Annotated in this window: 26 protein-coding genes and 4 pseudogenes; 17 read left to right on the top strand and 13 right to left on the bottom strand. The window is 65.6% G+C overall.

Annotated elements, in window-relative coordinates; genetic code table 11:
• Positions 1–60: 60 nt before the first annotated feature.
• Positions 61–621 carry a hypothetical protein gene (locus G4G28_RS08805; protein WP_229424921.1) on the bottom strand — a complete coding sequence of 187 codons (561 nt, stop codon included), beginning with the start codon at positions 619–621 and terminating at the stop codon, positions 61–63.
• Between the two features lie 192 nt (positions 622–813).
• On the opposite strand from G4G28_RS08805, the gene G4G28_RS08800 reads away from it, so the two are divergent.
• Together G4G28_RS08800 and G4G28_RS08795 are read left to right on the top strand one after the other, a co-directional pair.
• Positions 814–1,287, top strand: a complete 474-nt coding sequence (locus G4G28_RS08800; RefSeq protein WP_183108252.1) for a glycine zipper 2TM domain-containing protein — start codon at positions 814–816, stop codon at positions 1,285–1,287.
• A gap of 211 nt (positions 1,288–1,498) precedes the next feature.
• Positions 1,499–1,735, top strand: coding sequence for a hypothetical protein (locus tag G4G28_RS08795; RefSeq protein ID WP_183108251.1), 237 nt, complete (start codon positions 1,499–1,501; stop codon positions 1,733–1,735).
• A 782-nt stretch (positions 1,736–2,517) separates the two neighbouring features.
• Here G4G28_RS08795 and G4G28_RS08790 read toward each other — a convergent pair.
• The 6 genes from G4G28_RS08790 to G4G28_RS08765 form a co-directional block, all read right to left on the bottom strand.
• The gene (locus G4G28_RS08790) at positions 2,518–2,907 is read right to left on the bottom strand and encodes a hypothetical protein (RefSeq protein WP_182987979.1); all 390 of its coding nucleotides are present in this window, start codon (positions 2,905–2,907) and stop codon (positions 2,518–2,520) included.
• Between the two features lie 22 nt (positions 2,908–2,929).
• Complete coding sequence (locus G4G28_RS08785) at positions 2,930–3,316, bottom strand: phage holin family protein (protein ID WP_229424920.1); 387 nt, start codon at positions 3,314–3,316, stop codon at positions 2,930–2,932.
• Between the two features lie 17 nt (positions 3,317–3,333).
• Positions 3,334–3,669, bottom strand: a complete 336-nt coding sequence (locus G4G28_RS08780; RefSeq protein ID WP_182987978.1) for a YqjD family protein — start codon at positions 3,667–3,669, stop codon at positions 3,334–3,336.
• A 41-nt stretch (positions 3,670–3,710) separates the two neighbouring features.
• On the bottom strand, positions 3,711–4,250 hold the full coding sequence (locus G4G28_RS08775) for a bacterioferritin (RefSeq protein WP_182987977.1): 540 nt from the start codon (positions 4,248–4,250) through the stop codon (positions 3,711–3,713).
• A 30-nt stretch (positions 4,251–4,280) separates the two neighbouring features.
• Positions 4,281–5,183: an OmpA family protein gene (locus tag G4G28_RS08770; RefSeq protein WP_182987976.1), complete on the bottom strand. Its 903-nt coding sequence runs from the start codon at positions 5,181–5,183 to the stop codon at positions 4,281–4,283.
• Positions 5,184–5,381: 198 nt separating this feature from the next.
• Positions 5,382–5,771, bottom strand: a complete 390-nt coding sequence (locus G4G28_RS08765) for a DUF4398 domain-containing protein (RefSeq protein ID WP_183108250.1) — start codon at positions 5,769–5,771, stop codon at positions 5,382–5,384.
• 189 nt (positions 5,772–5,960) lie between these two features.
• Between G4G28_RS08765 and G4G28_RS08760 the strand changes: the two genes are divergently transcribed.
• The 3 genes from G4G28_RS08760 to G4G28_RS08750 all read left to right on the top strand — a co-directional run bounded on the left by G4G28_RS08760 (position 5,961) and on the right by G4G28_RS08750 (position 8,758).
• Entirely contained in the window at positions 5,961–8,030 is a 2,070-nt protein-coding gene (locus G4G28_RS08760; protein ID WP_183108249.1) for an AsmA family protein, read from the top strand.
• 93 nt (positions 8,031–8,123) lie between these two features.
• Positions 8,124–8,435 carry a BON domain-containing protein gene (locus tag G4G28_RS08755; protein WP_182987975.1) on the top strand — a complete coding sequence of 104 codons (312 nt, stop codon included), beginning with the start codon at positions 8,124–8,126 and terminating at the stop codon, positions 8,433–8,435.
• A gap of 101 nt (positions 8,436–8,536) precedes the next feature.
• Positions 8,537–8,758, top strand: coding sequence for a glycine zipper 2TM domain-containing protein (locus G4G28_RS08750; protein ID WP_182987974.1), 222 nt, complete (start codon positions 8,537–8,539; stop codon positions 8,756–8,758).
• Between the two features lie 255 nt (positions 8,759–9,013).
• Here G4G28_RS08750 and G4G28_RS08745 read toward each other — a convergent pair.
• Positions 9,014–9,743, bottom strand: a pseudogene (locus G4G28_RS08745) (Crp/Fnr family transcriptional regulator).
• A 193-nt stretch (positions 9,744–9,936) separates the two neighbouring features.
• Here G4G28_RS08745 and G4G28_RS08740 point away from each other — a divergent pair.
• From G4G28_RS08740 to cls, 9 genes and pseudogenes are all read left to right on the top strand, one after another.
• Positions 9,937–10,611, top strand: coding sequence for a hypothetical protein (locus G4G28_RS08740; protein ID WP_308602012.1), 675 nt, complete (start codon positions 9,937–9,939; stop codon positions 10,609–10,611).
• Positions 10,517–10,726, top strand: a pseudogene (locus G4G28_RS28095) (hypothetical protein); the annotation flags it as partial. The gene G4G28_RS08740 and the pseudogene G4G28_RS28095, both read left to right, overlap by 95 nt.
• A gap of 204 nt (positions 10,727–10,930) precedes the next feature.
• Complete coding sequence (locus G4G28_RS08735; protein WP_182987973.1) at positions 10,931–11,170, top strand: hypothetical protein; 240 nt, start codon at positions 10,931–10,933, stop codon at positions 11,168–11,170.
• A gap of 107 nt (positions 11,171–11,277) precedes the next feature.
• Positions 11,278–11,424 (top strand): lmo0937 family membrane protein, encoded by a 147-nt coding sequence (locus G4G28_RS08730; RefSeq protein ID WP_136223041.1) that lies wholly within the window; start codon positions 11,278–11,280, stop codon positions 11,422–11,424.
• Positions 11,425–11,566: 142 nt separating this feature from the next.
• Positions 11,567–12,234: pseudogene (locus G4G28_RS08725) on the top strand (OmpA family protein).
• 308 nt (positions 12,235–12,542) lie between these two features.
• Complete coding sequence (locus tag G4G28_RS08720) at positions 12,543–15,404, top strand: TonB-dependent receptor (RefSeq protein WP_182987971.1); 2,862 nt, start codon at positions 12,543–12,545, stop codon at positions 15,402–15,404.
• A 124-nt stretch (positions 15,405–15,528) separates the two neighbouring features.
• Positions 15,529–16,116, top strand: coding sequence for an NUDIX domain-containing protein (locus tag G4G28_RS08715; protein WP_182987970.1), 588 nt, complete (start codon positions 15,529–15,531; stop codon positions 16,114–16,116).
• Between the two features lie 94 nt (positions 16,117–16,210).
• Positions 16,211–18,366: pseudogene (locus G4G28_RS08710) on the top strand (site-specific recombinase).
• Positions 18,363–19,751 carry a cardiolipin synthase gene (cls, locus tag G4G28_RS08705; RefSeq protein ID WP_183108248.1) on the top strand — a complete coding sequence of 463 codons (1,389 nt, stop codon included), beginning with the start codon at positions 18,363–18,365 and terminating at the stop codon, positions 19,749–19,751. The pseudogene G4G28_RS08710 and the gene cls overlap by 4 nt, the downstream one beginning before the upstream one ends.
• 40 nt (positions 19,752–19,791) lie before the next feature.
• Here the strand turns inward: cls and G4G28_RS08700 are convergent, their stop codons facing one another.
• The 3 genes from G4G28_RS08700 to G4G28_RS25610 all read right to left on the bottom strand — a co-directional run bounded on the left by G4G28_RS08700 (position 19,792) and on the right by G4G28_RS25610 (position 21,403).
• A complete protein-coding gene (locus G4G28_RS08700; protein WP_182987968.1) occupies positions 19,792–20,628 on the bottom strand; it encodes a metallophosphoesterase in 837 nt (278 codons plus the stop codon).
• 143 nt (positions 20,629–20,771) lie between these two features.
• A complete protein-coding gene (locus tag G4G28_RS25615) occupies positions 20,772–21,026 on the bottom strand; it encodes a phosphatase PAP2 family protein (RefSeq protein WP_229507969.1) in 255 nt (84 codons plus the stop codon).
• Entirely contained in the window at positions 21,017–21,403 is a 387-nt protein-coding gene (locus G4G28_RS25610) for a hypothetical protein (protein WP_229424919.1), read from the bottom strand. The genes G4G28_RS25615 and G4G28_RS25610 overlap by 10 nt, the downstream gene beginning before the upstream one ends.
• A 140-nt stretch (positions 21,404–21,543) precedes the next feature.
• Here G4G28_RS25610 and G4G28_RS08690 point away from each other — a divergent pair, with 140 nt between their 5' ends.
• From G4G28_RS08690 to G4G28_RS08680, 3 genes are all read left to right on the top strand, one after another.
• A complete protein-coding gene (locus G4G28_RS08690) occupies positions 21,544–21,756 on the top strand; it encodes a hypothetical protein (protein WP_182987967.1) in 213 nt (70 codons plus the stop codon).
• 474 nt (positions 21,757–22,230) lie between these two features.
• The gene (locus G4G28_RS08685; RefSeq protein ID WP_182987966.1) at positions 22,231–23,238 is read left to right on the top strand and encodes a sulfate ABC transporter substrate-binding protein; all 1,008 of its coding nucleotides are present in this window, start codon (positions 22,231–22,233) and stop codon (positions 23,236–23,238) included.
• Positions 23,239–23,420: 182 nt separating this feature from the next.
• Positions 23,421–24,506 carry an SDR family oxidoreductase gene (locus G4G28_RS08680; protein WP_182987965.1) on the top strand — a complete coding sequence of 362 codons (1,086 nt, stop codon included), beginning with the start codon at positions 23,421–23,423 and terminating at the stop codon, positions 24,504–24,506.
• Here G4G28_RS08680 and G4G28_RS08675 read toward each other — a convergent pair.
• Positions 24,465–24,902 carry a hypothetical protein gene (locus G4G28_RS08675; protein WP_182987964.1) on the bottom strand — a complete coding sequence of 146 codons (438 nt, stop codon included), beginning with the start codon at positions 24,900–24,902 and terminating at the stop codon, positions 24,465–24,467. The genes G4G28_RS08680 and G4G28_RS08675 overlap by 42 nt on opposite strands.
• 179 nt (positions 24,903–25,081) lie before the next feature.
• Positions 25,082–26,158: a porin gene (locus G4G28_RS08670; RefSeq protein ID WP_183108247.1), complete on the bottom strand. Its 1,077-nt coding sequence runs from the start codon at positions 26,156–26,158 to the stop codon at positions 25,082–25,084.
• Positions 26,159–26,262 lie beyond the last annotated feature (104 nt).

Raw genomic sequence — 26,262 nt, 5'->3', positions numbered from 1 at the left:
GATGTATCCCTTTCTATCGTTGGTCAAAGGTCAAGCAATGCTCAGGAGAGCGCCGGTACGTCACTTTCCGTACGCGGTTTTGGCGGCGTCGACACACTTGTCTTTCGCCGCGCCGGCAAACGCGTCGCACTTTTCCAGTGCGACCCGGTATTCAGCCGTCAGTTTGTCTTCACGCGCATTGCTGCGCGCTTCGATCGTCTTGCGGTCCGCGTTGGCATCGGCCTGGGCGGCGACGAGCGTCGCCTTCGCCTGCTTGATGCACACGTCGCGGTCGTTGCCCGTGGTGGCGCCACAACGCGCCTTGTCGCGCTCGTAGTTGGCGTCGGCAATGCGCATGCGCGCCTGGGTGTAAGCCTTCAGGGTGTTCTTGTAGGCAGCGCCGGCCTCTTCCTCGACGCGTACGCGCTCGGCCTTGGCCTCGGCAACGCAGACATCGTGCGGATTGCCTGTGACAGCATCGCAACGCGCCCGCGCCACCTTGTAGTTGGCGGCGGCCAGGTCGCGTGCCTGGTTGTAGGCCGTTTTCGCGTCGGGCACGGACTGGGCACGGCCCTGGCTGGACCACATCAACGCGGCCCCGGCGATCAGCAGCACATGCACGTTTTTCATTTTCGCCGTCATGTTCTCGTACTCCATTTATCAAAACGCTAATAACGTTTTACGCCTAACGCGGCAGCGATTCTGTTCGCTGCCGAACATAAGCATGCGATGTCTTAAAGTCATATCAAACCGGCAACAATGCGTGCGTGATCGCACAGACCCCTGCCGCTGGGATGTCTAATCTGCATGTACATCATTTGTCAGGAGAACAATATGAAAACTACCCGTACCTTTGCAGCAGCCGTGGTCGCCGCAGGCGCCCTGCTCTCGGGCTGCGCCAGCTCGCCGTCGTACAGCAACCCCAACAGCGGCGGCTACGCCAATGCCGGCAGCTATGGCAGCACGGCATCGATGGGCTATGGCACCATCGAATCGATCCAGGTCACGCAGGGCGAGAACCGCACCAGCGGTGCCGGCGCCGTCGTCGGCGGCCTGGTCGGGGCACTGGCAGGCAACCAGGTCGGTAGCGGTAGCGGCCGCACCGCCGCCACCGTGGCCGGCGGCGTCGCCGGTGCCGCAATCGGCAACAACGTCGAGCGCAACCGCAACGCCAATGGCCAGGAGATGTATCAGATCAACGTCCGCATGGACAATGGCGAATACCGCACCGTGGTCCAGGACAGCGCCTATGATCTGCGTCCGGGCAACCGCGTGCGCCTGGTCGACGGCCGCGCCTACCGTTACTGATTCCCGCGAGACCCCGGCGTCGATACGGCGGACGGCATGCCCGGATGGATTCGCATCCTTCCGCAGCGCGCCCTGCGCCGCGCCCTCCCGGGGCCGGTGCGGGAAGCCGGTCATGCAACCGGGCCGGCGCCTGCCGGCCCGTTTCCATTCTGGAGGTGCAGATGAACAGACTATCGATACGCCGCTCGCTTGCCGCCACCCTGGCCGGCGTGTGCTGCTGGCGACCAGCGGCCTCGCCCTCGCGCAGAGCAGCGATGCGAACGTGGCGCCGGCCGCGGCGAACAAGCAGGCACGCGAGATCGCGCAGGGCGATCCGGCGCGCTGGTACAAGGAGGACGCGACCGCTGGCCAGCGGATGCGCTCGCGCCAGAAGGAAATCGCGGCGGCGCTGGACGAAGCCAGGCACGCGTGCCGCCGGGCCCGCAAGCCGGGCGCGCCGCCTGCCTGAAGGCGGCGCAGGAAACCTACAAGGAAGAGATGGCGGGCCTGCGTAGCGAAACCGGCGCGCAGCCGGCACGCTAGGCGGCGCGCTAGGCGGGCGCGTCACGGCTTGGATCCGGCACGGCATGGGTCGCCCGGCAGCGCGAACGGCGGCGCGCGGGAGGATGCCGCCGCGTGGTGGCGCTCCACAAAAAAAAGACGGCGTCCAATCAACGATTGCGACGCCGCTCAAGCCCCACCATATTCTGTCGACGTCGCTTGCGGCGTCACGGCGCGTGCACGCCAACCATCCTGCAGCGGCACGACGGACTGCGCGTTGTCCGCGTATCGAAGGCGACAAGCCGGCCTTCGTTGACACGCTGCGTCGTGTCCTGCCGCGAGTCCAGCCCGCGCGATGCAGACCGGCGCTCAAACAAGCCGACCAACCGCGCCCGAACGATCGCGCCTGGTATCCATCATGCCGCAAAGCGCTCGGGCGGGGCGCCCGCTTGCGCGAACGCGGCGCGTGCTGCGCAGAAGCCTGCGCTGGAATCAGCTTACCTGTCCGGCATGACACTGCACTTGTGCTGCCACTATTCATGATGCATGGCGCGCCTGAAAAACCGCCATGTGCGCCGCCATGTGCGGCGTCGCGTGCAACCGGGTACTCCCGTACGCGATTTCCGCGAAGCGCCCGGAGGGCTTTGCCAGACGCTCTTCATGCCGCCTCGCCCCGGATGGCAGGCGAAGGGCATGAAAATCCTGCGACGACATGCGTTGCGCGTGCGCCTGATGGCGCACGCCCCTGCTTCAGATCTCGCGCTGCGCCCGGCGCCGCTGGGCAAACCAGCCCGCCACGCCCAGCAGCACCGCGCCTGCCAAAGCTTGCTTGCCCATGCGGCGCTGGCGCACGAAATTGAAAACGCCCAGCGCGTACGGTGCCAGCACCGAGATGCTCGTACCGGTAGGTTTCAGCAGAGCATCGGCACGGGCCCGCAGTGCCCAGGTAGCGTGGTCGATCGCCGAATGCAGCATGACTTCCGGCCGCGCACCGTGCTTCACCTGGGCCTTGGCGTAGGTGACGCCGGCGCGATAGAACTCGCCTTCGCGCAGCAACTCGGCCTTGCGCGTGACCGGATCGCGGCTGTGCTTGTGGCCGGCCAGGCCGGTCGGCTCGTCCTTGTGATTGTGTTTTTCCATGTTCTTCCCCTGGGTCAGGCGCCTACAGCAGCGCGTCGCGGTCGTGACGGAGTTCGTTCATCGTTTCCGGGAAAGCGAGCTTGCCTTGCTTGAGCATGGACAGCCCCTTCATCACGAGCACGGCCGTGATAATCAGAAACACCAGGAACAGCACCAGCAGGATCTTCCAGCCCATGGCGTCCCAGGCCAGCGCCACGATCGTCGCGGTGCCGTAGGCCAATGCGAACCACACGGCGAGAACGGCGCCGGCGAAGATCGCCAGCAGTTCGATCACGTGATTGCGCACTTCCGACATCTCGAGCGCGGCAAGTTCCACCCGCGACACGATGAGGCCGAACAGGTTCTTCGCCAGCCCGGAGATGCCGCCCATGAGTCCAGGACCATGCACGACGGTTTCGGTCTTTTCCATGGCGTTCTCCGGTGGAATTATTTACGGCCGAGGTAGATGCCGACCAGCAGGCCGACGCTCGCTGCGGCGGCGACGGTACGCCACGGGTTGTCCTTCACATAGACATCGGCGGTCTGGGCCAGTTCCTTGCCCTTGACCTTGGCTTGACCCTGGTAGTGGCTGGCCTTGCCCATCGCGCGGTCGAGCAGCTCCATGCCGCGGCCACGCAACTCTTCGGCCTTCTCGCCGGTCAGCGATGCGGCAGCGGTCAGCAGTGCCTGGGCGTCCTTGACCAGCAGCTTCATGTCGGCGCTGGCGTTGTTGAGGCTACTGTCGATCGAGCGGGAGGTGCCGCGGGTGGTGGTGTCTAGCATGATGAACTCCTGTTGTTGGTTGTTGTAGAAGGTAAAAAGAATCAGGCTGCGAGGAAATCGCGCAGGTCGTCGGCGTGCTCTTCCTCGACGGCAAGGATCTCGACCAGCATCTGGCGCGTGGTCGGGTCCTTGTCGCCAATGGCGAGGATCATCTGGCGATACGACTCGATTGCCACGCGTTCGGCGATCAGGTCGGCGCGGATCATGGCCTGGACATCGTCCGAATCGTCGTACTCGGCATGCGAACGGGCCGTCAGCGTGGCCGGGTTGAAGTTCGGCGAACCGTTGAGCTGGACGATGCGCTCGGCGATGCGGTCGGCATGGTCCTGCTCCTGCTGGGCATGCTCGAGGAACTCGGCCTTGATGGCGGTGGTATTCGGGCCGCCCACGGTGTAGTAATGGCGCTTGTAGCGCAGCACGCACAGCAGTTCGGTGGCGAGCGCGTCGTTCAGCATGGCAATCACGGCTTCGCGGTCGGCCTGGTAGCCCACGGTGACGGCGCCGTCATCGAGGTTGGCGGCGGCGCGGCGGATCGCCTCGACGTCGAAGCCATGTGCCAGGTTCGGGGTGGTCTGTTCCATGATGTTTCCTCTAGGTTGCATTACGGCGCATCAGCGCCCTGCCGACCGTGGCGGAATCGGCTGCGCGTCTTTCGAGAGCACGATCTCGACGCGGCGGTTCAGCTGCTTGTTGGCGGCGGTATCGTTCGCCGCGACCGGGAAGGTTTCGCCATAGGCGCGGGTGGCGATGCGCTGGCGTGCCACGCCCATGCTGCCCAGTGCGTTCGCCACGGCGTCGGCACGGCGCTGCGACAGCTCCTGGTTGTAGTCGGATTTGCCGACGTTGTCCGTAAACCCTTCGACCAGCACGGTACGCTCAGGGTTCTGCGCCATCACGTCGGCCAGCTTGCGCAGGGTCGACATACCGTTGGCGGTCAGGTCGGCCTTGCCGGTGGCAAAGAGCACGTCGCCGATGGTGACGACCATGCCGCGCTCGGTCTGCTTGGCCTGCAGCTCGACCAGGATCGCCTCGAGTTTCGCAGTACGCTCGGCCATGGCACGGGCCTGGTCCTGGGCGCTGGCGGCCTGCTGCTGGGCAGCCATTGCGGCCGCTTGCGCCTGCTCGGCTTCGCGCTTGGCACGTTCGGCCTCGGCGGTACGCGCTTCCAGCTGGACGGTGGTGCGCTCCTGCGAGGCCGAGGCGATGTTGGCTTCTGCGGCCTTGGTACGGGCCACTTCCTGGGCGGTGGCGATCTTCTGCTTGGCGACATAGGCCAGGCGGTCGATGTCTTCCAGGCTTTCCTTCTTCGCGGCGGCGGCATTGGCCTTGTCGAGCGCATCGCTGGCCTGCTTGAACTCCAGCGGCGCGTAGCTCGACACCTGCGGGTTGTTGTTGGCGGCGACGAAGTCGGCCCGGGCCTGGTCCAGCGTCGGCGTGGTGGTCGGCGTGGTGCTGCAGGCGGCCAGCAGCACGGCGCTGGCGAAGATGGCCGGTTTCAGGAAGCGTACTTGCATGATCTTTCCCTCCATGGGCGCCGCGGTGGCGCGTTGGTGTTGTTCATGTCGCCGGCGCCCCGGGGAAGCGCACTGCCGGCGCTGCTGCATCGTTGTCGCGTGGCGGGCAAGCCGCCCGGCTTGCCGCGCGCGCTTTACTGCACGCGCTTTACTGCCGCGCTTTACTGCCGCGCTTTACTGCCGCGCTTTACTGCCGAGTTATTGCGAATTGGCGCGGTCGACTTCCTGGCGCAGCACGCGCAGATCCTCGTTGAGCTGGTTCGACGCGGCCGTCGCCTTGGCCGAATTGGCCTTGCTCTGGGCCAGCTGGGCGTCGGCCTGGGCCTGCACCGCCAGTTCGCGTGCCAGCTTGTAGTCCTTCGCGGCCAGGGCTTCGCTGGCGCGCATCATCTTGGCGCGCGCGGCCGTGATCTCTTCCGGTGCCAGGTCGGCGGCGCCGGCCTGCACGGCGTTGTCGACGGCATTCTTCGACACCGCCACGTCGGCCGCGGCCGGCGCCCGGTTCGGGCTGGCACAGCCCGTCAATGCCAGCATCGCGGCCAGCGCAGCGGCGCCGGCGAGCTGATTCATTGGGCGAATTGGGTTCATTGCGATCTCCTGTTTATGTGAGGAAGTTGTTAACGTTATAAGCTTGTTATCAGCCGAGTTCGGTTCGCTGCCGCACATAGAGGGCACTTCCCGAAAGCTCGACTGCCACACGGTGCGACACCGCACATTGATGACCATACCCTTTGCGCTAATCTGGCCCCAAGACAGACTCCCACGCAAAGGATCGTCATGCCCGACACCACCTCCCCACCCGGCACCGCCAAGCAGCACGGCGGGCACAAGAAGAAGAAAATCCTCTTCGGCGTCCTCGCCACCCTGATCGCGATTCCCGTCATCGCCGTCATTTTCATCCTGACCTTCGACTGGAACCGGGCCCGGCCCTGGCTCAACGCCAAGGTCAGCGAAGCGATCGAGCGGCCCTTCGCCATCCGCGGCAACCTGGCCGTGCAATGGGAAGTACCCGCGCGCAGCATGGCCCCGAGCGACCGCCACCTGCGCGACTGGCTGCCCTGGCCGCACCTGATCGCCAACGACGTGCACGTCGGTAACCCGGCGAACATGAAGCAGATGGACATGGCCAGCGTGCGCCAGTTCTCGTTCTCGCTCAACCCCTTCGGGCTTCTGCACCACACCATCGGCATCCCCGTGCTGCGCTTCGACTCGCCGCGCGTGGAACTGCAGCGCACCGACAGCACCCACTACAACTGGGTCTACAAAAAGGAAAAGAAGGAATCGAAGTGGGAGCTCGACCTCGAGCGCGTGGTGCTGACCGACGGGGTCGTGCGCGTGGTCGATGCCGTCACCGACGCCGACATCACCGCGCACGTGCGCACGCTGGCGAACGACCCGAGGTACGGCGTCGGATTCGAAGTGACCGGCAGCTACAACGGCGCGCCCGTCACCGGCGGGGGCAAGGTGGGCCAGGTGCTGTCGCTGAAGGACCAGAACGTACCCTACCCGGTCAAGGCCGACATGCGCAGCGGCCCCAGCCGCATCGCCATCGAGGGCACCGTCACCAGCCCGGCCAAGCTGAAAGCCGTCGACCTGCAGCTGCAACTGGCCGGCCGCAGCATGGCGCGCCTGTACAACTTCACCAGGATCACGCTGCCGGAAACGCCGGCCTTCTCGACCTCGGGCCGCCTGCGCGGCGAACTCGACCGTGAATACGGGCGCTGGACCTACGAGAATTTCAAGGGCAAGGTCGGCAGCAGCGACATCAGCGGCAAGCTGGTCTACGAAGGCGGCAAGCCCCGCGGCAAACTCAGCGGCAACGTGGCGACGCAAAAGCTGCTGTTCTCCGACCTCGGCCCGCTGGTCGGCGGCGATTCGAACGAGAGCAAGAAGGCGCGCGGCGTCGATGCCGTGCAGCCGGGCGGCAAGGTGCTGCCGGTGGAAGAGTTCCGCACCGAGCGCTGGAAGGCGATCGATGCCGACGTGCGCTACACCGCCGAGAGCATCCGCCGCGAGAAGACACTGCCGATCAGCAAGCTCTCGACCCACCTGGTCATGAAGGACGGCGTGATCACGCTGGCGCCGCTCGACTTCGGCGTGGCCGGCGGTACCCTGCGTTCGACGATCCGGCTGGACGGCAGCGGCGCCAAGGGCAAGAACACGATCGCGGCCACGGCCAAGGTCAGCGCGCGCAAAATCGAGATCAAGCAGCTGTTCCCGACCATCGAGAAGATGCAGGCAACGGTCGGCACGATCAACGGCGACGCCCAGCTGTCGGCGACGGGCACCTCGGTCGCCTCGCTGCTGGCCACCTCGAACGGCGAAGTCAAGGCACTGGTCAACCAGGGCACGATCAGCAAGATGCTGCTCGAGATGATGGGCCTGAACGTGGGCAACATCGTCGTCACCAAGCTGTTCGGCGACAAGCCGGTGCAGCTCAATTGCATGGCGGCCGACTTCGACGTCAACAAGGGCCTGATGCAGTCGAACGTGTTCGTTGTCGACACCGAGGAAGCGCTCATCAACGTCAACGGCAGCATCAGCCTGGCCAACGAGCAGATGGACCTGACGATCAAGCCGGAAACCAAGGCACTGCGCCTGTTCACCCTGCGCGCCCCGCTGTACGTGCGCGGCCCGTTCAGCAAGCCTGACGTCTCGGTCGACAAGAAGGTGCTGGCCCTGAAGGCGGGCGGTGCTGCGGCGCTGGCCGCGGTGGCGGCACCGGTAGCGGCGCTGCTGCCCCTGATTAACACCGGTCCGGGCGAGAACAGCGAGTGCGGGCGCCTGGTGGCGCTGGCAGGGGAGAAGCCGACCGCGCCGCCGCCGGGCAAGACCCGGACGCGCTGACGAGCTGCCTGTGTGCGTTCTCGAACAGACTCGACCATGCAGCCTGCGTAGCCTGTAACCATCGCCCACCGGTTCGGGCATCGAGGAACTCGCATGACGCATTCACTACCTGCCCTGGCGCTGCTGGCAAGCCTGGCTTTCGGACTGACCCTGGCCGGATGCGGCAGCAACACCATGGTGGCCGCCAGCGTGCCGGTCGACGACGGTGCCATTACCAGCGGCGTGAAGGCGGCGCTGGGAAGCAGTAAGGAGTTGACGGCGGCCGATATCGATGTCGCGACCCGGGAAGGCATTGTGCAGCTGAGCGGTTTTGTCAGCTCGGCGGACAGCGTGGCAACCGCAGCGTCGGTTGCGCGCACCGTGAAAGGCGTGAAGTCGGTCAAGAACGACCTGCGCCTGAAGTAAGGACCTCGTCAAACCGTTGCGCGTGCAAGGGATGGCGTCCGCGACGCCGCTCAGGCACCGCAGCGATTGAGGTTCGCTTAACCCACCAAAGGAGATCCATCATGAAAACCATCAAACACCTGGCAGTGAGCGCTACCCTGGCTACCCTGGCACTGGGCCTGACCGGTTGCTCGAACATGTCGCAACAGGACAAGAACACCGCGATCGGCGCAGGTGCCGGTGCGGTCATCGGCGGCGCCCTGACCGGCGGCAGCGCAGCGGGCACGGTCGGCGGCGCAGCGGTTGGCGGTGTCATCGGCAACCAGACCGGCAAAACCCACTAATTTGCAGTCAAGCTTGTAGTACCAGGCAAACACACGGGACGCCCCGCCTTGCAATCGTGCAGGCGGGGCGTTGCGTTTGAAGGCATGCTGGAATGGTTCGGGGTCTCGACGCGCGTGCGTGATACCGCGTGGAGTCGGGACTCCACCCTACGAACTCCACCCTACGGCCCGAAACAATCGCAGGGTGAACTCCTGAGTCCACGCGGCCTCACCGCCGAGGGACCTGCGCCCTCATCATCCGCACGGGCTCGAAGCCTACACGAACGCACTCGACAGCGCCCCCACGCCCGCGTCCTTGACGATCTCGTAGCAGGTGCAGGCCGCCGCCGCCAACCCGTCGGCATCGAGGATCTCGATATTGCCACGGCTATAGATGATCAGGCCCTGCTGCTGCAGCGCGCTGGCGGCCTTCGTCACGCCAACCCGGCGCACCCCCAGTGCGTGCGCCAGGAATTCGTGGGTGAGGTGGAATTTGTCCGATTGCAGGCGGTCGCGCGTGATCAGGAGCGAACGTGCCAGGCGCGCCTCGAGCACGTGGAAGCGGCTGCAGACGGCGATCTGGATCGCCTGCGCCAGCTGGGTGTCGGTATAGCGGTACAGCACGCGCTGGAGCGCCCCGTTGCGCGCAAACTCGGCGCGGAAGGCCGCGCTGTCCATGCGGCTGGCACTGCCCGGCCGCTGCACGACGGCGCGCACGGGCCGTTTCGTGGCCGAGCGCGACGGTGGCGCCCAGCATGCCCTCGCGGCCGACCAGCCCCACTTCGAGCGTCATGCGCCCGCCCGCCACCCCGAGCAGGGAGATCAGGCAGTCGTGCGGAAAATAGATATATCGAAAAGGTTCACCCGCCTCGGACAGTACCTCGCCGGCCTCGACCCTTACCTGGTCGAGCATCGGCAGCACCTGGGCCAGCTCCTGCGGCGGGAGCGCGGCCAGCAGCTGATTGGCATTGTGCTCGGCGACGCCGGGAGAAACAGCAAAGTTCATCGGACCCTCGCAGTTGGCCGCCGCCCGCCACGAGGGCAAAAAACGGCGACGGATACATTTGCAAACAATTTCAGTCAGCGTAAAGGCTCTGATAGGGGAAGTATGTTCGGTGACGCACGGAATACTCTGTTGTTCCTCGGGACAATCTTTACATCGGCGGGCGCATGCCCCCACACCTTCTACAAGGACCGTCATGAACAATATTCCGAACCCTCCAGGGCGTGCCCAGCACCACCCCTTGCTGCTGCTGGCGGCGCTGGCCGTCGTGCTGTTTTGCCTGATCGGCACCGCGGCCATCATGGGCTGGATCCCGTCTTCGATCGGCGGCAATGCCAGCCGCCAGCTCAATGAAGCCGACCGCGCCGCCCTGGCCGCGAGCATGCCGGGCGCCCAGGCGGCAGTCGCCCCGGTCGCGCCCGATGTCGGCATGGCCCGGCAGCCCGTGGGCGGTGCCTATCCGGCCTCTCCCGCCTACCCGGCCGTTCCAGCTGCTCCCGCCTATCCCGCGCAGCAGGTGGCGCAAGCCTATGCGCCGGCGCCGAGCGCCCCGGCCCATGCCCCCGTGCGCGAATCGGAACCGGAACCGGCACCGCACACCGTGGTGAGGTCCAAGCCGGTCCAGGTCGCGGCCGCCGAACCGAAATGGTGCGGCAACTGCGGCAACATCGAATCGGTGCGCGCCATCAAGCAGCGTGCCCGGGGCAGCGGCCTGGGTGCGGCTGGGGGGCGCGGTGATCGGCGGCCTGCTGGGCAACCAGGTCGGCGGCGGCGGCCACGGCCGTCAACTGGCCACGGTCGCCGGTGCGGTCGGCGGCGCGGTGGTCGGCAACCGGGTCGAGGGCAACATGAAGGCCACCACCACCTATGAAATCCGGGTGCGCCTGGACGACGGCAGCCTGCGTACCTTCCGCCAGAGCAGTGAGCCGCAATGGCGCAGCGGCGACCGCGTGCGCATCGTCAAGGGGCACCTGCGCAGCGCCTGAGCCCTGCCCCCTTCCATCCCGAGGCCGGCCTTCCGCAAGGATCGCCGGCCTCGACTTTTTTAGCATTTTCCACAGCGCAATGTGCGCCATCGCACGGAAATACTGCTGAGCTACCCCGACAATGGATTCCTACGCTTGTTACGCGTTCAACGCGGCCGCCGCGTGCGGATCGGCCGCGCCACACAACGTCGAAAGGGGAACAGCATGAACAGCCTTGCATGGATCGGCATCATCGTCTGGGGTTTGGTGGTTACTGGCTTCGGGCTCGTGTCCGTCGGGCCACCGGCCGAAGCAGGACCCGAACTGGCCGCGCACGACGTCGTCTTCCTGGTCAGCGGTGGACTGCTGACCTGCCTGATCGGCATCGTTGGCCTGCTCGGCTTCATGGGCTGGATTCCCGGCCTGCGCGGCGACGACGGATCGCGCATGAAATCGCGCGCCTGAAAAAAAATTGCGCGAAATGTACGCCATCGAACGGTGATGCTGAGCAGGGAGAGCGATACTGATTTCACGGCGCCACTTGCGGCGCCGGTTGAATGAGGAGACACATCATGCTCTACACCATTGCCATTGTCCTGATCGTCCTGTGGCTGCTCGGCCTGGTCACCTCGTACACGATCGGTGGCTTCATCCACATCCTGCTGGTGGTTGCCGTCATCATGATCCTGGTACGCCTGATCAGCGGTCGAGGAATATAGACAGGCCATGCAGTACCTGACCTGGTCTGCGCCGCAATGCCGCGGCGTGGTACCCGCAGTACCGAAGTTGTTTGACCAATCCGTTTCGCGGACGCGCCCCACGGGCGCGCCTCCGAAACGGATTTTTTTCTAGGAGAGCACTATGCATAGCAATCTGACCAAATCCGCCATCGCCGCCACCATCCTCGCCCTGGGCGTGAGCGGCTGCGCCGACATGAGCGCCACCCAGAAAGGCACCGCCACCGGCGCCGGGGCCGGCGCGGCACTCGGCGCGCTGATCGGCGGCACCACCACGGCGGTGGCGGCAGCCGCGCGGCCAAGGGCGCCGTCATCGGCGGTGCCGCCGGCGCAGTCATCGGCAACATCTGGTCCAAGCGCATGGAACAGCAGAAGCAGGCCATGGAACAGGCCACCCAGGGTACCGGCGTGCAGGTCAGCCAGACCTCGGACAACCGCCTGAAACTGGAGATCCCGAGCGACATCTCGTTCGACACCGGCCGCGCCGACATCAAGTCGAACTTCCAGCCTGTCCTCGAGCGCTTTGCCGCCACGCTGAACGAAAACCCGGCCACCAACGTCGTCATCATCGGCCATACCGACAACACCGGTACCGATGCGGTCAACCAGCCGCTGTCGGTCGACCGCGCCGCCCGCACCCGCGACTACCTCGCAGGGCGCGGTGTGAACCCGAGCCGCATCAGCATCGAAGGCCGCGGCGAACGCGAGCCGATCGCTTCGAACAACGACAACGCCGGTCGCGCACGCAACCGCCGCGTCGAAATCTACGTCGCCGAACCGGCACGCGGCTGATCCCGTCTCCCTCCCCCCACTGCCCATGCATCAGTTTTACTTATGCATGGGCAAGTTTTTTTATGCGCTTGCCTTAGCAAACGCGCATCCTCCCATCACCTGAGCTTATACGTGTTGTAAGTGACAAACAAAAATCCACGTCGATTTGACTTTTGTTTGGCTGAAATGCTTTTATGTTGCCCTCAGGCGCACCCCGCTGCCTGAGCATCCCAAGTAACGGCAACAAGTACGAAGCGTCAAGGCGGCCCAGGTCGCCCGACCGTCGGCCAGCCAGGACGGTTCGTGTTTCAGATGTATCGGAGATTTCTTTGACCAAGCAGCACCCCGTAGTAAAGCGCAGCGTTCTCGCTGTCGCCCTGACCCTGGCTTCGTCAGGCGTCGTTTTCGCGCAGCAGGAAGCTGCCGCACCGGTCCAGAAGGTGTACGTGACCGGCTCCAACATCAAGCGCGCCGACAAGGAGGGCTCCTCGCCCGTCGGCGTCCTGACCTCCAGGCAGATCGAAGCAACCGGTGCCAACACGGTCGCCGAACTGCTGCACAACATCCCGGCCTTCGGCTCGGGTTCCTCGAACGACATCATCGAAGGCGGCTTCTCGAAAGGCACCTCGACGGCATCGCTGCGCGGCATGGGCTCGTCCGCGACCCTGATCCTGCTCAACGGCCGCCGCATCACCTCGTCCGCCTATGCCGACCCGAACCAGGGCAAGTCGGCCGTCTATGACCTCAACAGCATTCCGGTCTCGGCCATCGAACGCGTGGAGATCTTCAAGGACGGCGCCTCGGCCGTCTACGGCTCGGACGCGATCGCCGGCGTGATCAACTTCATCACCAGGAGCAACTACCGCGGCGCCGAAATCAAGGCCTCGGCCAGCGCCAACGACGACGGCGAATTCGCCCGCAGGAACGTCAACGGCGTGTTCGGCTTCGGCGACCTGGAACAGGACCGCTACAACGCCTTCTTCAGCGTCGACCTGGCCAGGCGCGACCGCACCGCCGCGCGCGATGTCAAAGACATCAAGCAGAACATGTACGGCGACATCAACGCGCGCCTGAATCCGTACGGCAGCTATGTGTCCGACCAGCCTTTCTTCTTCCGCGAGAAGACCCCGGGCGCACGCGACTTCTCGACTACCCAGAAGGACGCCGCCGGCATCGTCAACCGCACCGGTTGCGACCCGTCGCAGCAGCTCACCGGCAGCCGCGCAGAGCACAACCTGTCGGCCAGCTCGATCCTGATCGGCCGCACCTTCTGCAACTACGACACCTGGAACAACCAGGAGGCGCAAAGCAAGGGTACGGACGCCAACCTGCTGGGCAAGCTGACCTTCCAGGTCACACCGGACATCACCGCCTTCGCCGAATTCGGCTACAGCCGCGTCGAACGCGAGTACACCGGCAATTCGCCGACCATCTCCTCGACCTCGCCGACCACCGTCTTCCGCACGAACGGCGCGCCGAGCGACTTCCAGCTGATCCTGCCGGCCGGCCATCCGGACAATCCATGGGCCGACTCGCGCTCCGCCGTGGCCTACCGTTTCGTGAACACCCCGGGAGGTTCGCGCAACGTCAACGAGGCCGGCCGCCTGCTGGCCGGCGTCAAGGGCACCACCGGTACCTGGGACTGGGAAACCGGCCTGCTGCTCAACCGTAGCGAGCGCACCGAGACCGCGCGCGGCTTCCTCTACTTGCCGGTCATCCGCCGCATCCTGACCGAGAACCGCACGCTGGCCCAGACCGCTGCCGACCCGAGCGCCGTGCGCGACGTCGTCAACGAAGGCTACGCGCACGTGGCCCAGTTCGATGCCAAGGCATCGACCACGGTCGGCCACCTGGCCGGCGGCGACATCGGCCTGGCCTTCGGCGGCGAAATCCGCCAGGAAAAGCTGTCGATGACCCCGGACATGGCGACCCAGACCGGCACCATCCTGGGCCTGGCGAACTCGATGATGGACGCCAGCCGCGTCGTCAAGTCGGCCTTCGTCGAACTGCGCACCCCGTTCACCAGGAACTTCGAGATGGACTTCGCCGGCCGCTACGACAAGTACCCGACTGAATCGAGCTTCGTGCCGAAGGTGGGCGCCAAGTGGGCCGTGAACGACAAGCTGACCCTGCGTTCGACCTATGCCGAAGGCTTCCGCGCGCCAGCCCTGTCGCAGATCGCCGAAGGCGGCGTGCAGTCCTTCACCTCGATCAAGGACCCGCTGCGCTGCCCGGACGGCGTCAATCCGCTGCCGGGCGCCGATTCGTCGGACTGCCCGCGCCGCGTGTCGAGCTTCTCGGCACCGAACCCGGACCTGAAGCCCGAAACCTCGAAGAGCTTCTCGTTCGGCGCGATCCTCAATCCGACCCGCAACCTCGACATCCTGATCGACTACTACCGGATCCGCAAGGAAGACGAGACCGTGCTGCTGTCGGCATCGCACGTGGCCACCCACGCCGCCGACTACCCGGGCCTGATCGTGCGCGACACCAACCCGGCGAACTTCGTCCTCGACGCCAACGGCAACCCGGTTCCAGGCACCGGTCCGATCAGCGCGGTCAACCGTTACTACGTGAACCAGGGTTCGACCGAAGTGTCGGGCCTGGACTTCGAAGTGACGCACCGCCTGTCGCTGGGCGAGCAGGGCCGCCTGTCCACCAGGCTGGACTGGAACTACGCGCTGACCTACAAGCGTGAAGAGCACAAGGGCGACCGCGCCGTGAACCTGGTCGGCACCAGCGGCGGCATCTCCGACTGGAACACCTCGGTCGACGACATCCCGCGCCACCGTGCCACCCTGTCCTCGACCTGGACCCGCGGCGTGCACGCGCTGACCGGTTCGATCGACTACGTGGGCCCGGTCTCGCAGTACCGCCGTACCGACAACTATGAGACCTATCCGGAGATCTACTGCTACTACGGCAGCGGCCAGCCGTCGACCGCCTACTCGCTGGGCGGCCTGCCGAAGTACAGCAACTGGGTGAACGATTGCTCGGTGCCGGAGTGGACCACGGTGAACCTGTCGTACTCGTACACGGGCTTCAAGAACTGGACCCTGTCGGCGAACATCCGCAACGTGTTCGATACCGCGGCACCTTACGATGCGTCGTACGGCATCGAAGGTTTCAACCCGCAGCTGCACAATGCGATGGGCCGCAACTTCCGCCTCACCGCCAGCTACAAGTTCTGATCGACCTGTAGCCTGAACGGAGCCGCCCCGCGCAAGCCGGGCGGCTTTTTTTCCGCCCGGTCCGGTGCGCGGGCGCCCGGGCTGCCTCATGTATGCTGGCACCATCCCTTTCCAGGAGCCGAGCATGGGAGACGACCCGATCCAGATTCTCGACGAAAAACTCCTCTCCGACGCTTACTTCCCGCTCAAGGAAGTGAAGTACGCGCAGCGCCGCGCCAGCGGGGAGCGGCAGGAGGAAACGCGCGAAGTCTATGCCAGCGACAGCGGCGTGACCGCCCTGCTCTACAACCGCGCCCGCCGCACCGTACTGCTGACGCGCCAGTTCCGCATCGGCGCGCGTTTGTCGGGCCACCAGGGCTTTCTCATCGAAACGGCCGCCGGCATGCTCGAAGGCGCCGACCCGAAGGAACGCATGCGCGCCGAGATCCGCGAGGAACTCGGCTACGCCGTCGACGACCTGCGCCACGTGATGACCCTCTTCGCCAGCCCCGGCACGCTGACCGAGCGCGTGCACTATTTCGTCGGCGAATACGAGCCTGGCCAGCGCTGCAGCGAAGGCGGCGGCAAGGAGGACGAAGGGGAGGACATCGACGTGCTCGAGATCGGCTTCGACGAGGCTTTCGCCATGCTCGCCCGCGGTGAGATCGAGGATGCCAAGACGGTGGTGCTGCTGCAGTATTTACAGTTGCAGGTGGCCGATCGTTCCGTTTGAATCGCTGTCGAGCGGCGCCGCATCTGTTCGTTGGCGTACCAAGTTCCGGCGGCCCCAGCGCGTACACTGTACGCTTCTGGGAAACGGATAATGCATGCTTGCCATTCTTGAACGGATCGACCCGCACAGCGACCGCATCGACCTGCTGGTCGAGCTGGTCGACAGCCTGCGTCCGCGCCGGCGCCTGCTGCGCGCTCCGGACGCCGGGCAGGCGCGCGATGCCGTCCGCACGCTCACCCAGCTGCTGCGCGGCAATCCCGAGCAGGCCTGGGCGCTGCGCAGCTACATCGTCACCCTGCTCGAGAAGCGCCGCCACACCAGCCTCTACAGCGAGATCGGCATCCTCTCCAACGACGGCTTCTTCACCGAACTCAAGCGCAGGATTTCCTACCGCGTGCTGCCGCCGGCGCTGGACGATCTCTACCTGTCGGACGCGCTCGACCAGGTGCTGTACAAGGATGACGACTACGAGTGGGTACGTTCGGTGCCGGACGCCGAATGGCTGGCGCTGTTCGACGTCGTTGCCGAAGCGCCGCCGCCCATGGACGCCGCGCCCGACCGCGCACGCGAGGTCACGGTACTGGGCATCCTCGACGCCATCCGCACCCTGTCCTGCCGCATCTGCGCGCTGGGACTGGAGCCGCGCCTGGTGCACAGCCATAGCCAGATCGAGGAATTCGATTCGCCTTTCCTGATGCAGAACATCGAGGTCAACCATTACCTCGACGAGTACGGACGCTTCCTGGAAGGCGCGCGCCCGCGCCCGGACGATCCCAGCCACCTGCTGGTGATGCTCGACCAGTGCGAAGAAGTGGTGGGCAGGATCCGGCGCAATGCGCTCTCCTTCGGTACCAGCGTCGCGCTGACCTATGTGCTGGTGGCCATTACCCAGAGTATCGACCGGCTGCGCAAACTCCTGTTCCTTGTCGACCTGAGCGAAGCGGGCCAGGAAAACAGCACGCCGCTGGCCTTGCCGGCGGCATCGGCCGTCCCAAGCACCCAGGCGGCTGAACCCGGCGCGCTGGTTGCCGCCGCAGCCACACCCCAGCCGCCGCGCCCGCTCACGGCGCGCCGCGCGGCCGCGCTGGCGCTGGCCCAGGAGCTGGTGGAAGCGCACAACACCAAATACCGCGTGCGCGGCCTGGTGCACGACAATATCGACCTGCTGGCACGCAACGTCACCGAGAACGCCAGCCGCACCGGCGAGCACTACATCGCCGAAAGCCGCGCCCAGCTGCGGCACATGTTCAAGGCGGCCTCCGGCGCAGGCTTCATCGTTGGCTTCATGGCCACTTTCAAGATACTGCTGTCGTATTTGCGCGCCGCGCCCCTGGTCGAGGCTTTCCTCTTCAGCATGAACTACTCGCTCGGCTTCATGCTCGTGCACATGCTGCACTGGACCATCGCCACCAAGCAGCCGGCGATGACGGCCCAGCGCATCGCCGCCGGGCTGCATAGCCGCGACGGCGGGCGCATCGACTTCGACAGCATGGCCGAGCTCGTCAACAAGGTATTCCGCACCCAGATCGTCGCCGTGCTCGGCAACGTGATCGTCGCCTTCCCGACGGCGCTGCTGATCGCCATCGGCTGGCAGCAAGCCACCGGTGCCCACCTGGTCACGCCCGACAAGGCGCGCCACCTGCTGCACGACATCGACCCGCTCGGCACGCCGGCGCTGTTCTACGCGGCGGTTGCCGGGTGTGGCTGTTCGTCGCCGGCCTGATTTCCGGCTACTACGACAACAAGGCCCTGTACACGCGCATGGGCCAGCGCGTGCGCCAGCTGCGCCCGATGTGCCGGCTGCTCGGGCCGGCGCGCTGCGCGCGGGTGTCGCAATACATCGAGGACAACCTGGGCGGCCTGATGGGTAACTTCTTCTTCGGCATCCTGCTCGGCACCACGGGCACGGTCGGCTACCTGCTCGGCTTGCCGCTCGACATCCGCCACGTCACCTTCTCGACGGCGAACTTCGCCACCGCCCTGGTGGGGCTCGACTACATGATCACGCCGCAGGAAGCCGCGAATGCCGCGCTCGGGGTGGGACTGATCGGCGCCGTCAACCTGCTGGTCAGCTTCAACCTGGCGCTGTGGGTAGCCCTGCGCGCCCGCAAGATCCGCTTCACGCGCAGCGTCCTGCTGCTGCGCGCACTCGGCCGGCGCTTCCTGCATGCGCCGCTCGACTTCTTCATCGGCCCGAAGGACGCCGACGTGTACGAGGCCGGTCCGGCCTCCTCAAGGGGAACGAAATGAACAAGAACCGCCTCCATACCTGGCTTGCCGCGCTGCTGCTCCTGTGCACGGTCGCGGCCTGCCGCACCCTGCCCGACGCCGGGACCCTGCCCGACACGCCCGCCAAGGCCAACCCGACGGTCGCCACCGCGCGCGGCACCCTGCCCAAGGCCCAGGCGGCGCAGTTGCTGGCGCGGCGCTGGGCGAACGCCACGCCCGACCTGAAGGGCCTGGCCGTGCTGGAGGAGCAGGCGACGGGGATTCCGCTCATCGCCGGCAACCGCGTCCAGTTGCTCTTCGACGGCCCGGCGACGATGCGCGAGATGATGGCGGCCGCGCGCGCCGCCACCCACAGCATCAACCTGGAAACCTATATTTTCGACCAGGACCCGATCGGCCTGCAGTTCGCCGAACTGCTGATGGAAAAGCGGCGCCAGGGCGTGATCGTCAACGTGATGTACGACAGCGTCGGCACCATCGGCACGCCCGACGCGTTTTTCGGGCGCATGCGTGAAGCCGGTATCAACATGCTCGCCTTCAATCCCGTGAACCCGGCCAAGGCCAAGGGCAACTGGTCGGTCAACAACCGCGACCACCGCAAGCTGATGGTGGTCGACGGCTCGGTTGCCTTCACCGGCGGCATCAACATCAGCAGCGACTATGCCAACAGCTCGCTGTTCCGCTCGCGCAGCAAGCCGGACAATGTCGACAAGGACAAGGTTGGCTGGCGCGATACCCACGTCAAGATCGAGGGCCCGGCTGTCGCTGCCCTGCAGTGGAGTTTCGTCAACAACTGGGTACGCCAGGAAGCGGGCGAATTGCCTCCGGGCGATTACTTCCCTCGCCTGGCGCCCGTCGGCGACAAGTTCGTGCGCGTGCTGGCGACCGAGCCGGACGGCCACTCCGAAATCTACAAGTCGCTCCTGGTGGCGATCAACGAGGCGAAGAAATCGGTGCATATCACCTCGGCCTATTTCGTGCCGGACCCGCAAATCGTCGATGCCCTGGTGGCGGCGGCCAAGCGCGGCGTGGACGTGAAACTGGTGCTGCCGGGGGTGTCGGACCATGGCCTGGTGATGCATGCGGGCCGCGCCTTCTACGAGCCGCTGCTGGCCGGCGGCGTGCGCATCTTCCAGCTGCAGGTGGCGGTGCTGCATGCCAAGACCGCGGTGATCGACGAAGCCTGGTCGACCATCGGCTCGGCCAATATCGACCGCCGCAGCTTCATCCATAACTATGAATTGAACGTGGTGGTGATCGACCCCGCTTTCGGGCGCGACATGGAGGCCGCCTTCATTGAAGACTTGCGCGACTCGAAGGAGGTCACGCGCGAGGCCTGGCGCAGCCGGCCCTGGTCGGACCGCGTCAAGGAATGGATGGCCCGATTGACCGAGTACTGGATCTAGTGGGCAAAGGGCCAGGCGGCACGCGTCCGGCCCGCGTTGCTCAGATGCCGGCGGCGAGCATGCCTTCCGAGGCCGGCGACCATACATTTCCGCTGCGCAGGAATTTCTCGGTGACGATCACGCGGAAGGTGTTTGTCAGCATGTCCCAGCCATAGCGGTCCACTTCCACCCGCTCGTGCTCGACACGCAGCACGTTGAAGGAGTTGACTTCGCCGCGGCCCCGCGTCGACGTCGCCGTCCCCGCCTGCACCACCAGCGCCGCATAGGCATCGATCCGGTAGCGCATTGCCGTGCTGGCCGCATGGCTGACGTGCATGTGCCCGGCCAGCAGCACGTCCACGCCGCACTCGGCGAACACTTCCATCGCCATCGGCGCGCGGTCGACCAGGTCGTCCTCCTCGAAGCTGGTCGGCAGGTCGAAGGGATGGTGGGTGACGACGATGCGCGTGAGCTTCGGGTCCAGGCCATCGAGCTGCTCGCGGATCTTCGCCACCTGCTCCTTGTTGACGCGGCCATCCTTGATCGTCAGCGAACGCGCGGTGTTCACGCCGACCACGGCAATTTCGTCGTCGACATAGACCGGGTCGAGGTCGTCCGTGATGTAGCGCTTGTAGCGTGCCAGCGGTTTGACGAAACGGCGGAACACGTTGTAGAGCGAGATGTCGTGATTACCGGGCACCACGATCTGCGGCCCGGGCAAGGTGTCGAGGAAGGCACGCGCCTCTTCGAACTGCTCGCTGCGCGCGCGCTGGGTCAGGTCGCCCGACACCACCACGACGTCGGGAGCGATGCTGTGGACCAGGTCGCGCAAGGGCCCCAGCAGGGCTTCGTCGACGCGGCCGAAATGCAGGTCGGACAGGTGGATGAGTGTGCGCATTCAGGATTCCTCGTTGTCGATTGAATGGGGAGTGGTGCCGGCCGCGCGGGTGCGACGGGCGCGCCGGCGGCGCAGTGTCGCCGTCGCGGTGACGCATACCGCCAGCCAGGCGCAGCCCTCGAGGGTGGCCGCGAGCACGTCGGTCAGGTAATGGGCCCCAGGTAGAGGCGGGAGCCGGCCACCAGTGCCACCATCGCACAGGCCGCCAGCACGATCGCCATCTGGCGCGCGCGCCCGTGCACGTGGCGCACCGGGTAGCAGGCCAGGAAGCCATACAGCAGGGTGGCCGCCACCGTGTGGCCGCTGGGAAAACTGTAGGTGTCGAGACTGACGATGGGCTCGAGGAAATGCGGCCGCGCGCGCTCGAAGGTGTGCTTCATCGCCACGTTCAGCAGCATGCCCCCGGCACTGCGGCGACCAGGGCCGGTACCCAGTGGCGCGCCCCGCGCCGCACCAGCCACCAGCCGGCAAGCGCCGTCAGGCCCAGCATGCCCGGGGTGCTGTGCAATTGGGTGAGCGCCAGCATGGCAGTTCTCAGCAGCGGGTTGTCGTGTGCGTGCGCGTGCAGCCAGTTCGCCAGCTGCACGTCCACCAGCGTGATCGGCGCGCCCGCCACCACCGCCCCGGCAAGGCGGGCGAAGCCGGTCATGGCCAGGAGCAGCGCCAGCACGCCGAGCGTCAGGTGCAGCCCGAACGCTTCGGCCGGCGAGAAACGCGCGGCGGCAAAGCGGTGCAGGCGTGCAAAGGGCGAGCTGTCGGTGTGGGAGCTGTCCATGCGGATCAATTGGGGCTCGATGGCAAAAAAACTACACTTAAAAAATTTTACTGGTGTTTTGTACAGTAGCTGTGGATTTATACAGTAGTTGTGCTATCCTGTTTTCACTGACAACACAATTCAAACAAAGGGATCCGTCAATGACCACTCTGAACAATGCCTTCGGCCTGGAATACGCTCCTGCACCTTTCCTCATGCGCTTTGGCCGCCGTGAAATCCTGATCACCCGCGATTTCCGCAAGCGTTTTTATCCGATCAACCCGATCATCGAGTGCGATACCGGTGTCGAAGCAGGTCACGTGGAAGTACTGCTCTTCGGCCGCTGGCTTCTCATCCTGTCCAAAGCCCACTGAGGCCTGGCGCTCGATGAGCCTGCTGCGCACCGGGTACGTGGCCGCGGGTGCCCTGCCCGCGACGCGGCTTGTGCATGAGCGCCCCGCGTGTCTCCCACGGCCCTGATCGGCCGGGGTGATCCGCCGGCCCGCTTCACGCCACGTTCGCTGCAGTTTCTCGCGCCCTTCCATGCCTGGCCCGAAGGCGGTAGTTCACGGTCGACCGGTCTTCCCTGCACCAGCATTTCTCCCGAGCCCACCTATTCGTGGGCTTTTGTTTTTGGGTCTGCCGCTTCTGCATGGGCGTCTGACTGCATGCCCTGCCGCAAGCTCTACCCACATGCCTGCCGCATGCCTTTCCGCATGCCTTCCCATGCGGCAGCGTCCGGCATGCGTTGAAAATCGCATATCGATAACTGAATTCATTCGTTCTCTTCCGGAGGGCCGGGCCATAAGCTGGCGCTAACTCCCCCCAACTCATCCGGAAGAAACACCATGTTGAAAAAAATCGCCCATTCGCTCGCCGCCGCCGCGTTGCTGGCCCATGCAGGCGCCTTCGCAGCCGACATCACCCTGCTGAACGTTTCCTACGACCCGACGCGCGAGCTCTACCAGGACGTCGACGCCGCCTTCACCAAGCAGTGGAAAGCCAGGACGGGCGACAACCTCACGATTCGCCAGTCGCATGGCGGCTCGGGCAAGCAGGCGCGCGCGGTGATCGATGGCCTGTCGGCCGACGTCGTCACGCTGGCCCTGGCCTACGATATCGATGCTATCAGTGAACGCGGCCTTATCGCGCACAACTGGCAGGACCGCCTGAAGTCGCGCAGCGCCCCCTACACCTCGACCATCGTCTTCCTGGTGCGCAAGGGCAACCCGAAAGGCATCCGCGACTGGGGCGACCTGGTCAAGCCTGGCGTGTCCGTGATCACCCCGAACCCGAAGACCTCGGGCGGCGCGCGCTGGAACCATCTTGCAGCCTGGGGTTATGCCCTGCGCCAGCCCGGCGGCAACGAAGCGAGCGCGCGCGACTTCATCGCGCGCCTGTACAAAAACGTGCCGGTGCTCGATTCGGGCGCGCGCGGCGCCACCACGACGTTTGTCGAACGCGGTATCGGCGACGTGCTGCTGGCCTGGGAAAACGAAGCCCTGCTGGCGCTGCGCGAACTCGGCCCGGGCAAGTTCGAGATCGTCGCACCGTCCGTCAGCATCCTGGCCGAGCCGCCGGTTGCCGTGGTCGACAAGGTCGTCGACAAGCGCGGCACCCGCCAGGTGGCGCAGGCTTACCTCGAGTACCTGTACAGCGACGAAGGCCAGGACATCATCGCGAAGAACTACTACCGCCCGACGGTCGAGAAATTCTCGCGCAAGTATGCTCCGCAGTTCCCGAACATCAAGTTGTTCACGCTGGACCAGGTTGCCGGCAACTGGACGCAAGCCCAGAAAGCCCACTTCGCCGATGGCGGCGTGTTCGACCAGATTTACCAGCCCGGCAAAAAATGACTTGAAATCGCGCAGATGGCCACGACAGTGTTAGTTCGCTAAGACTGTACGGCCGGGCCCGAGGAGCTGTACGGCCCCTCGGGTTTTCGTCCGTCATCTCCCATCGTGGCTGCCTGCCGGGCGCAGCGAACTTGCGCCCGCCAAGCGGTCCTTCCCGTATCGATCAGATAAAGGAAACCGTCATGTCAGTGAAACTTCGCAAGATCAACGAACAGGTGATCGTCATCACCGGTGCCACCAGCGGCATTGGCCTCACCACCGCGCGCATGGCCGCCGAGGCCGGCGCCAAACTGGTATTGGTAGCCCGCAACGGCGACGCCCTCGACCAGCTTGCAAGCGAACTGCGCCGCCACGGCAGCCAGGTCGCCACGGTCGCTGCCGACGTCGGCAATGCCGGCGACATCGAACGCGTCGGCCAGACGGCGCTCGAGCGCTTCGGCCGCATCGACACCTGGGTCAACAATGCCGGCGTGGGCACCTTCGGCCGCCTGGAAGAAGTGGCGCTGGAAGACCACATGCGCCTGTTCCAGACCAATTTCTGGGGCGTCGTCAATGGATCGCTGGAAGCGGTGAAGCGCATGAAGGGGCGCGGCGGCGGTGCCCTCATCAATGTCGGCAGCGAAGTGTCGGACCGCGCGGCGCCGCTGCAGGGCATGTACTCGGCGTCCAAGCACGCGGTGAAAGCCTTCACCGACTCGCTGCGCATGGAGCTGGAAAAGGAAGCGGCGCCGATCTCGGTGACCCTGGTCAAGCCGGCCGGCATCGACACCCTGTTCGCCGTGCACGCCAAGAACTACATGGACAAGGAAGCGGCCCTGCCACCTCCGGTGTATGCGCCGGAAGTGGTCGCCAAGGCCATCCTGTATTGCGCCCAGCATCCGAAACGCGACATTTTCGTCGGCGGCGCGTCCAAGATGATCTCGGCCGGCAACGCCTACATGCCGCGCATGCTCGACAAATTCATGAACGCATCGATGTGGCGCCAGCAAAAGTCGAAGTTCGACAAGCTGCCCGGCCGGCCCGACGCCCTGCACGCGCCCGACCCGGCCCAGACCCTGCGCGAACGCCAGGGCATGACCGAGCGCCACGTGTTCGAGCGCTCGGCCTATACGGCCACCGCCCTGCGCTCAAAGCCCTTGATGGCCATCCTGCTGGGTGGGGGCGCCTTGCTGGCGGCCTGGGGCCTGGCGCGCCCCGCAACAGGTCGGCGCCAGGCGCTGGCCGATTTAACGGGAACCGGACTCGCCCGTCGGCGGTTTGCTCGCTAGGAAGTCGGTATCTTCTTCCGTCAGCGGCAGGTCGGGAATCGATACCACCTGGTCGGTATCGATGTCGGCACCATCCTTGACGATGGTGTCGCGCCCCGCCGCGGCGCGTTCGCCGGTGCCGCCGACATCGCTGTCACCCGAGAAATTGGCGTCGCCGACGTCCGGGCCGGCGGTGTCGCCGGCGAAGCTCGCTTCCTGGTCTTCGTTGGTGCCGCCGTCGAGATGGACCAACTGGTCGTCATCGAGGTTGGCCGCGAAGCCGGGGCCGCCCATCACATCGCTGCCGGTGTCGGACAAATCGCTGGGACCGAGGGCGTCGGTGCCGTGGCCCTTGCCCAGGCTACGGTCTGGGCCTTCCGGAAAGTTGTCCGGATCAAGAGTGCTGCTGCCAGTCATGATGCCTCCGTGAAGATGGTGAATGAAGATAATGGAATAGGTTCAGGCTACCGAAATTTCCCAGCCGGCGTCGCAGCGCACGCCTCCGATCAGCCAATTCGGGCTCGAGCATTCGGCAAAGCTTCAGGGGCCTCGAGTGCGCGGCTCTCGAGGGCCTTGAAAGCTTTGCCGGATGCTCATCAGAAAGCGTGGCGCATGCCGACGTTGAAGGCGGAGTTTCCGTTGCCGCGCGAGCTGGCATTGCCGACCGTATAGCCGGCGCCGTTGCGGTTGCGGATGTGCGAATAGGCGGCATAGAAATCGGTGCGCCGCGATACCGCGTGGCTGGCGCCGATGGCCATCTGGTTGGCGTCCTGGTTGGCCAGGTCGCGGTCGTCCTTCTGGATGTACGAGGTCAGGAGGGTCGTACGCTGCGAGACCGGGACCGCCAGCCCGACGAGCACGTCGCGGCTGTTGTTCGATGGCGTGCGAGCCAGGCCGGCACTGTAGGGATTGTCGGGGTTGAACAGGGGCGAGCTGGCCCAGCCGCGGCTCAGGCTGTAGGCGGCGTAGGCCGTTCCCCAGCCCAGGCGCAGGTTGGCGGCCAGGATCGAATTCCTGGCGGCGGTGTCGTTGCTGGTCTTGCTGTTGAACTGGACGCGCACGGCGTTCAGGTTCTGGTGGGCGGCGCGCAGGGTCAGCGGACCGTGCTCGAAGCCGACCGTCATGCCCCAGGCCCGCCCGGCCGGCGAGGTATCGACTTTTTCCCTGAAGGCATAGGACGCGCCGGCCGAGATGCCGCGCGCCAGGGCGCCGTAGTACTGGATGCTGTTGTCGACGCGCTGCCCACCACCGATCAGGTTGCCCGCGCTGCCGGCCATGCCGCCCTTGAACGGGTCGGCCACGTTGGTCAGGGCAAGGTACTGGAGGTTGTACTGGCGACCGATCGTGATTGCCCCGAATTCGCCGGCAGAACCGACCCAGACCTGGCGTCCGAAGGGACGCTCGCCCTGGTCGGCGCGCCCGGTGTCGGCACGCACCACGGTTTCGGCCGCGAAGATCGCCGTCGCACCGCCACCCACCGGCTCGCTGCCGTGGATGCCGATATGCGATTCGGAGGCGACGCCGCCACCGACCCTGGTAGCGCAGTTTCCCGCACAGCCGCCCTGCCCGACCACGCCGGCATCGATTACGCCATACGTGGTGACACCGCTCTGGGCGCACGCGACGGCGGCGCTTCCTCCCAACACTGCGAATGTGATTAACGACTTGAGCATCGGCGTATCCTCTTTACGCCTCTACCTTACCCCTCTCAAGCGAGTTCATCTGTCGAATATCACACATACGGCTGACCAGTTCCGCTCGTCTTGACGTAGGCGGA

The organism is Massilia sp. Dwa41.01b (assembly GCF_014171775.1).
Taxonomy (GTDB): Bacteria; Pseudomonadota; Gammaproteobacteria; order Burkholderiales; family Burkholderiaceae_D; genus Telluria.
Note: the sequence above shows the minus strand (reverse complement) of the source record. Positions and strands in the feature narration are given on the sequence as shown.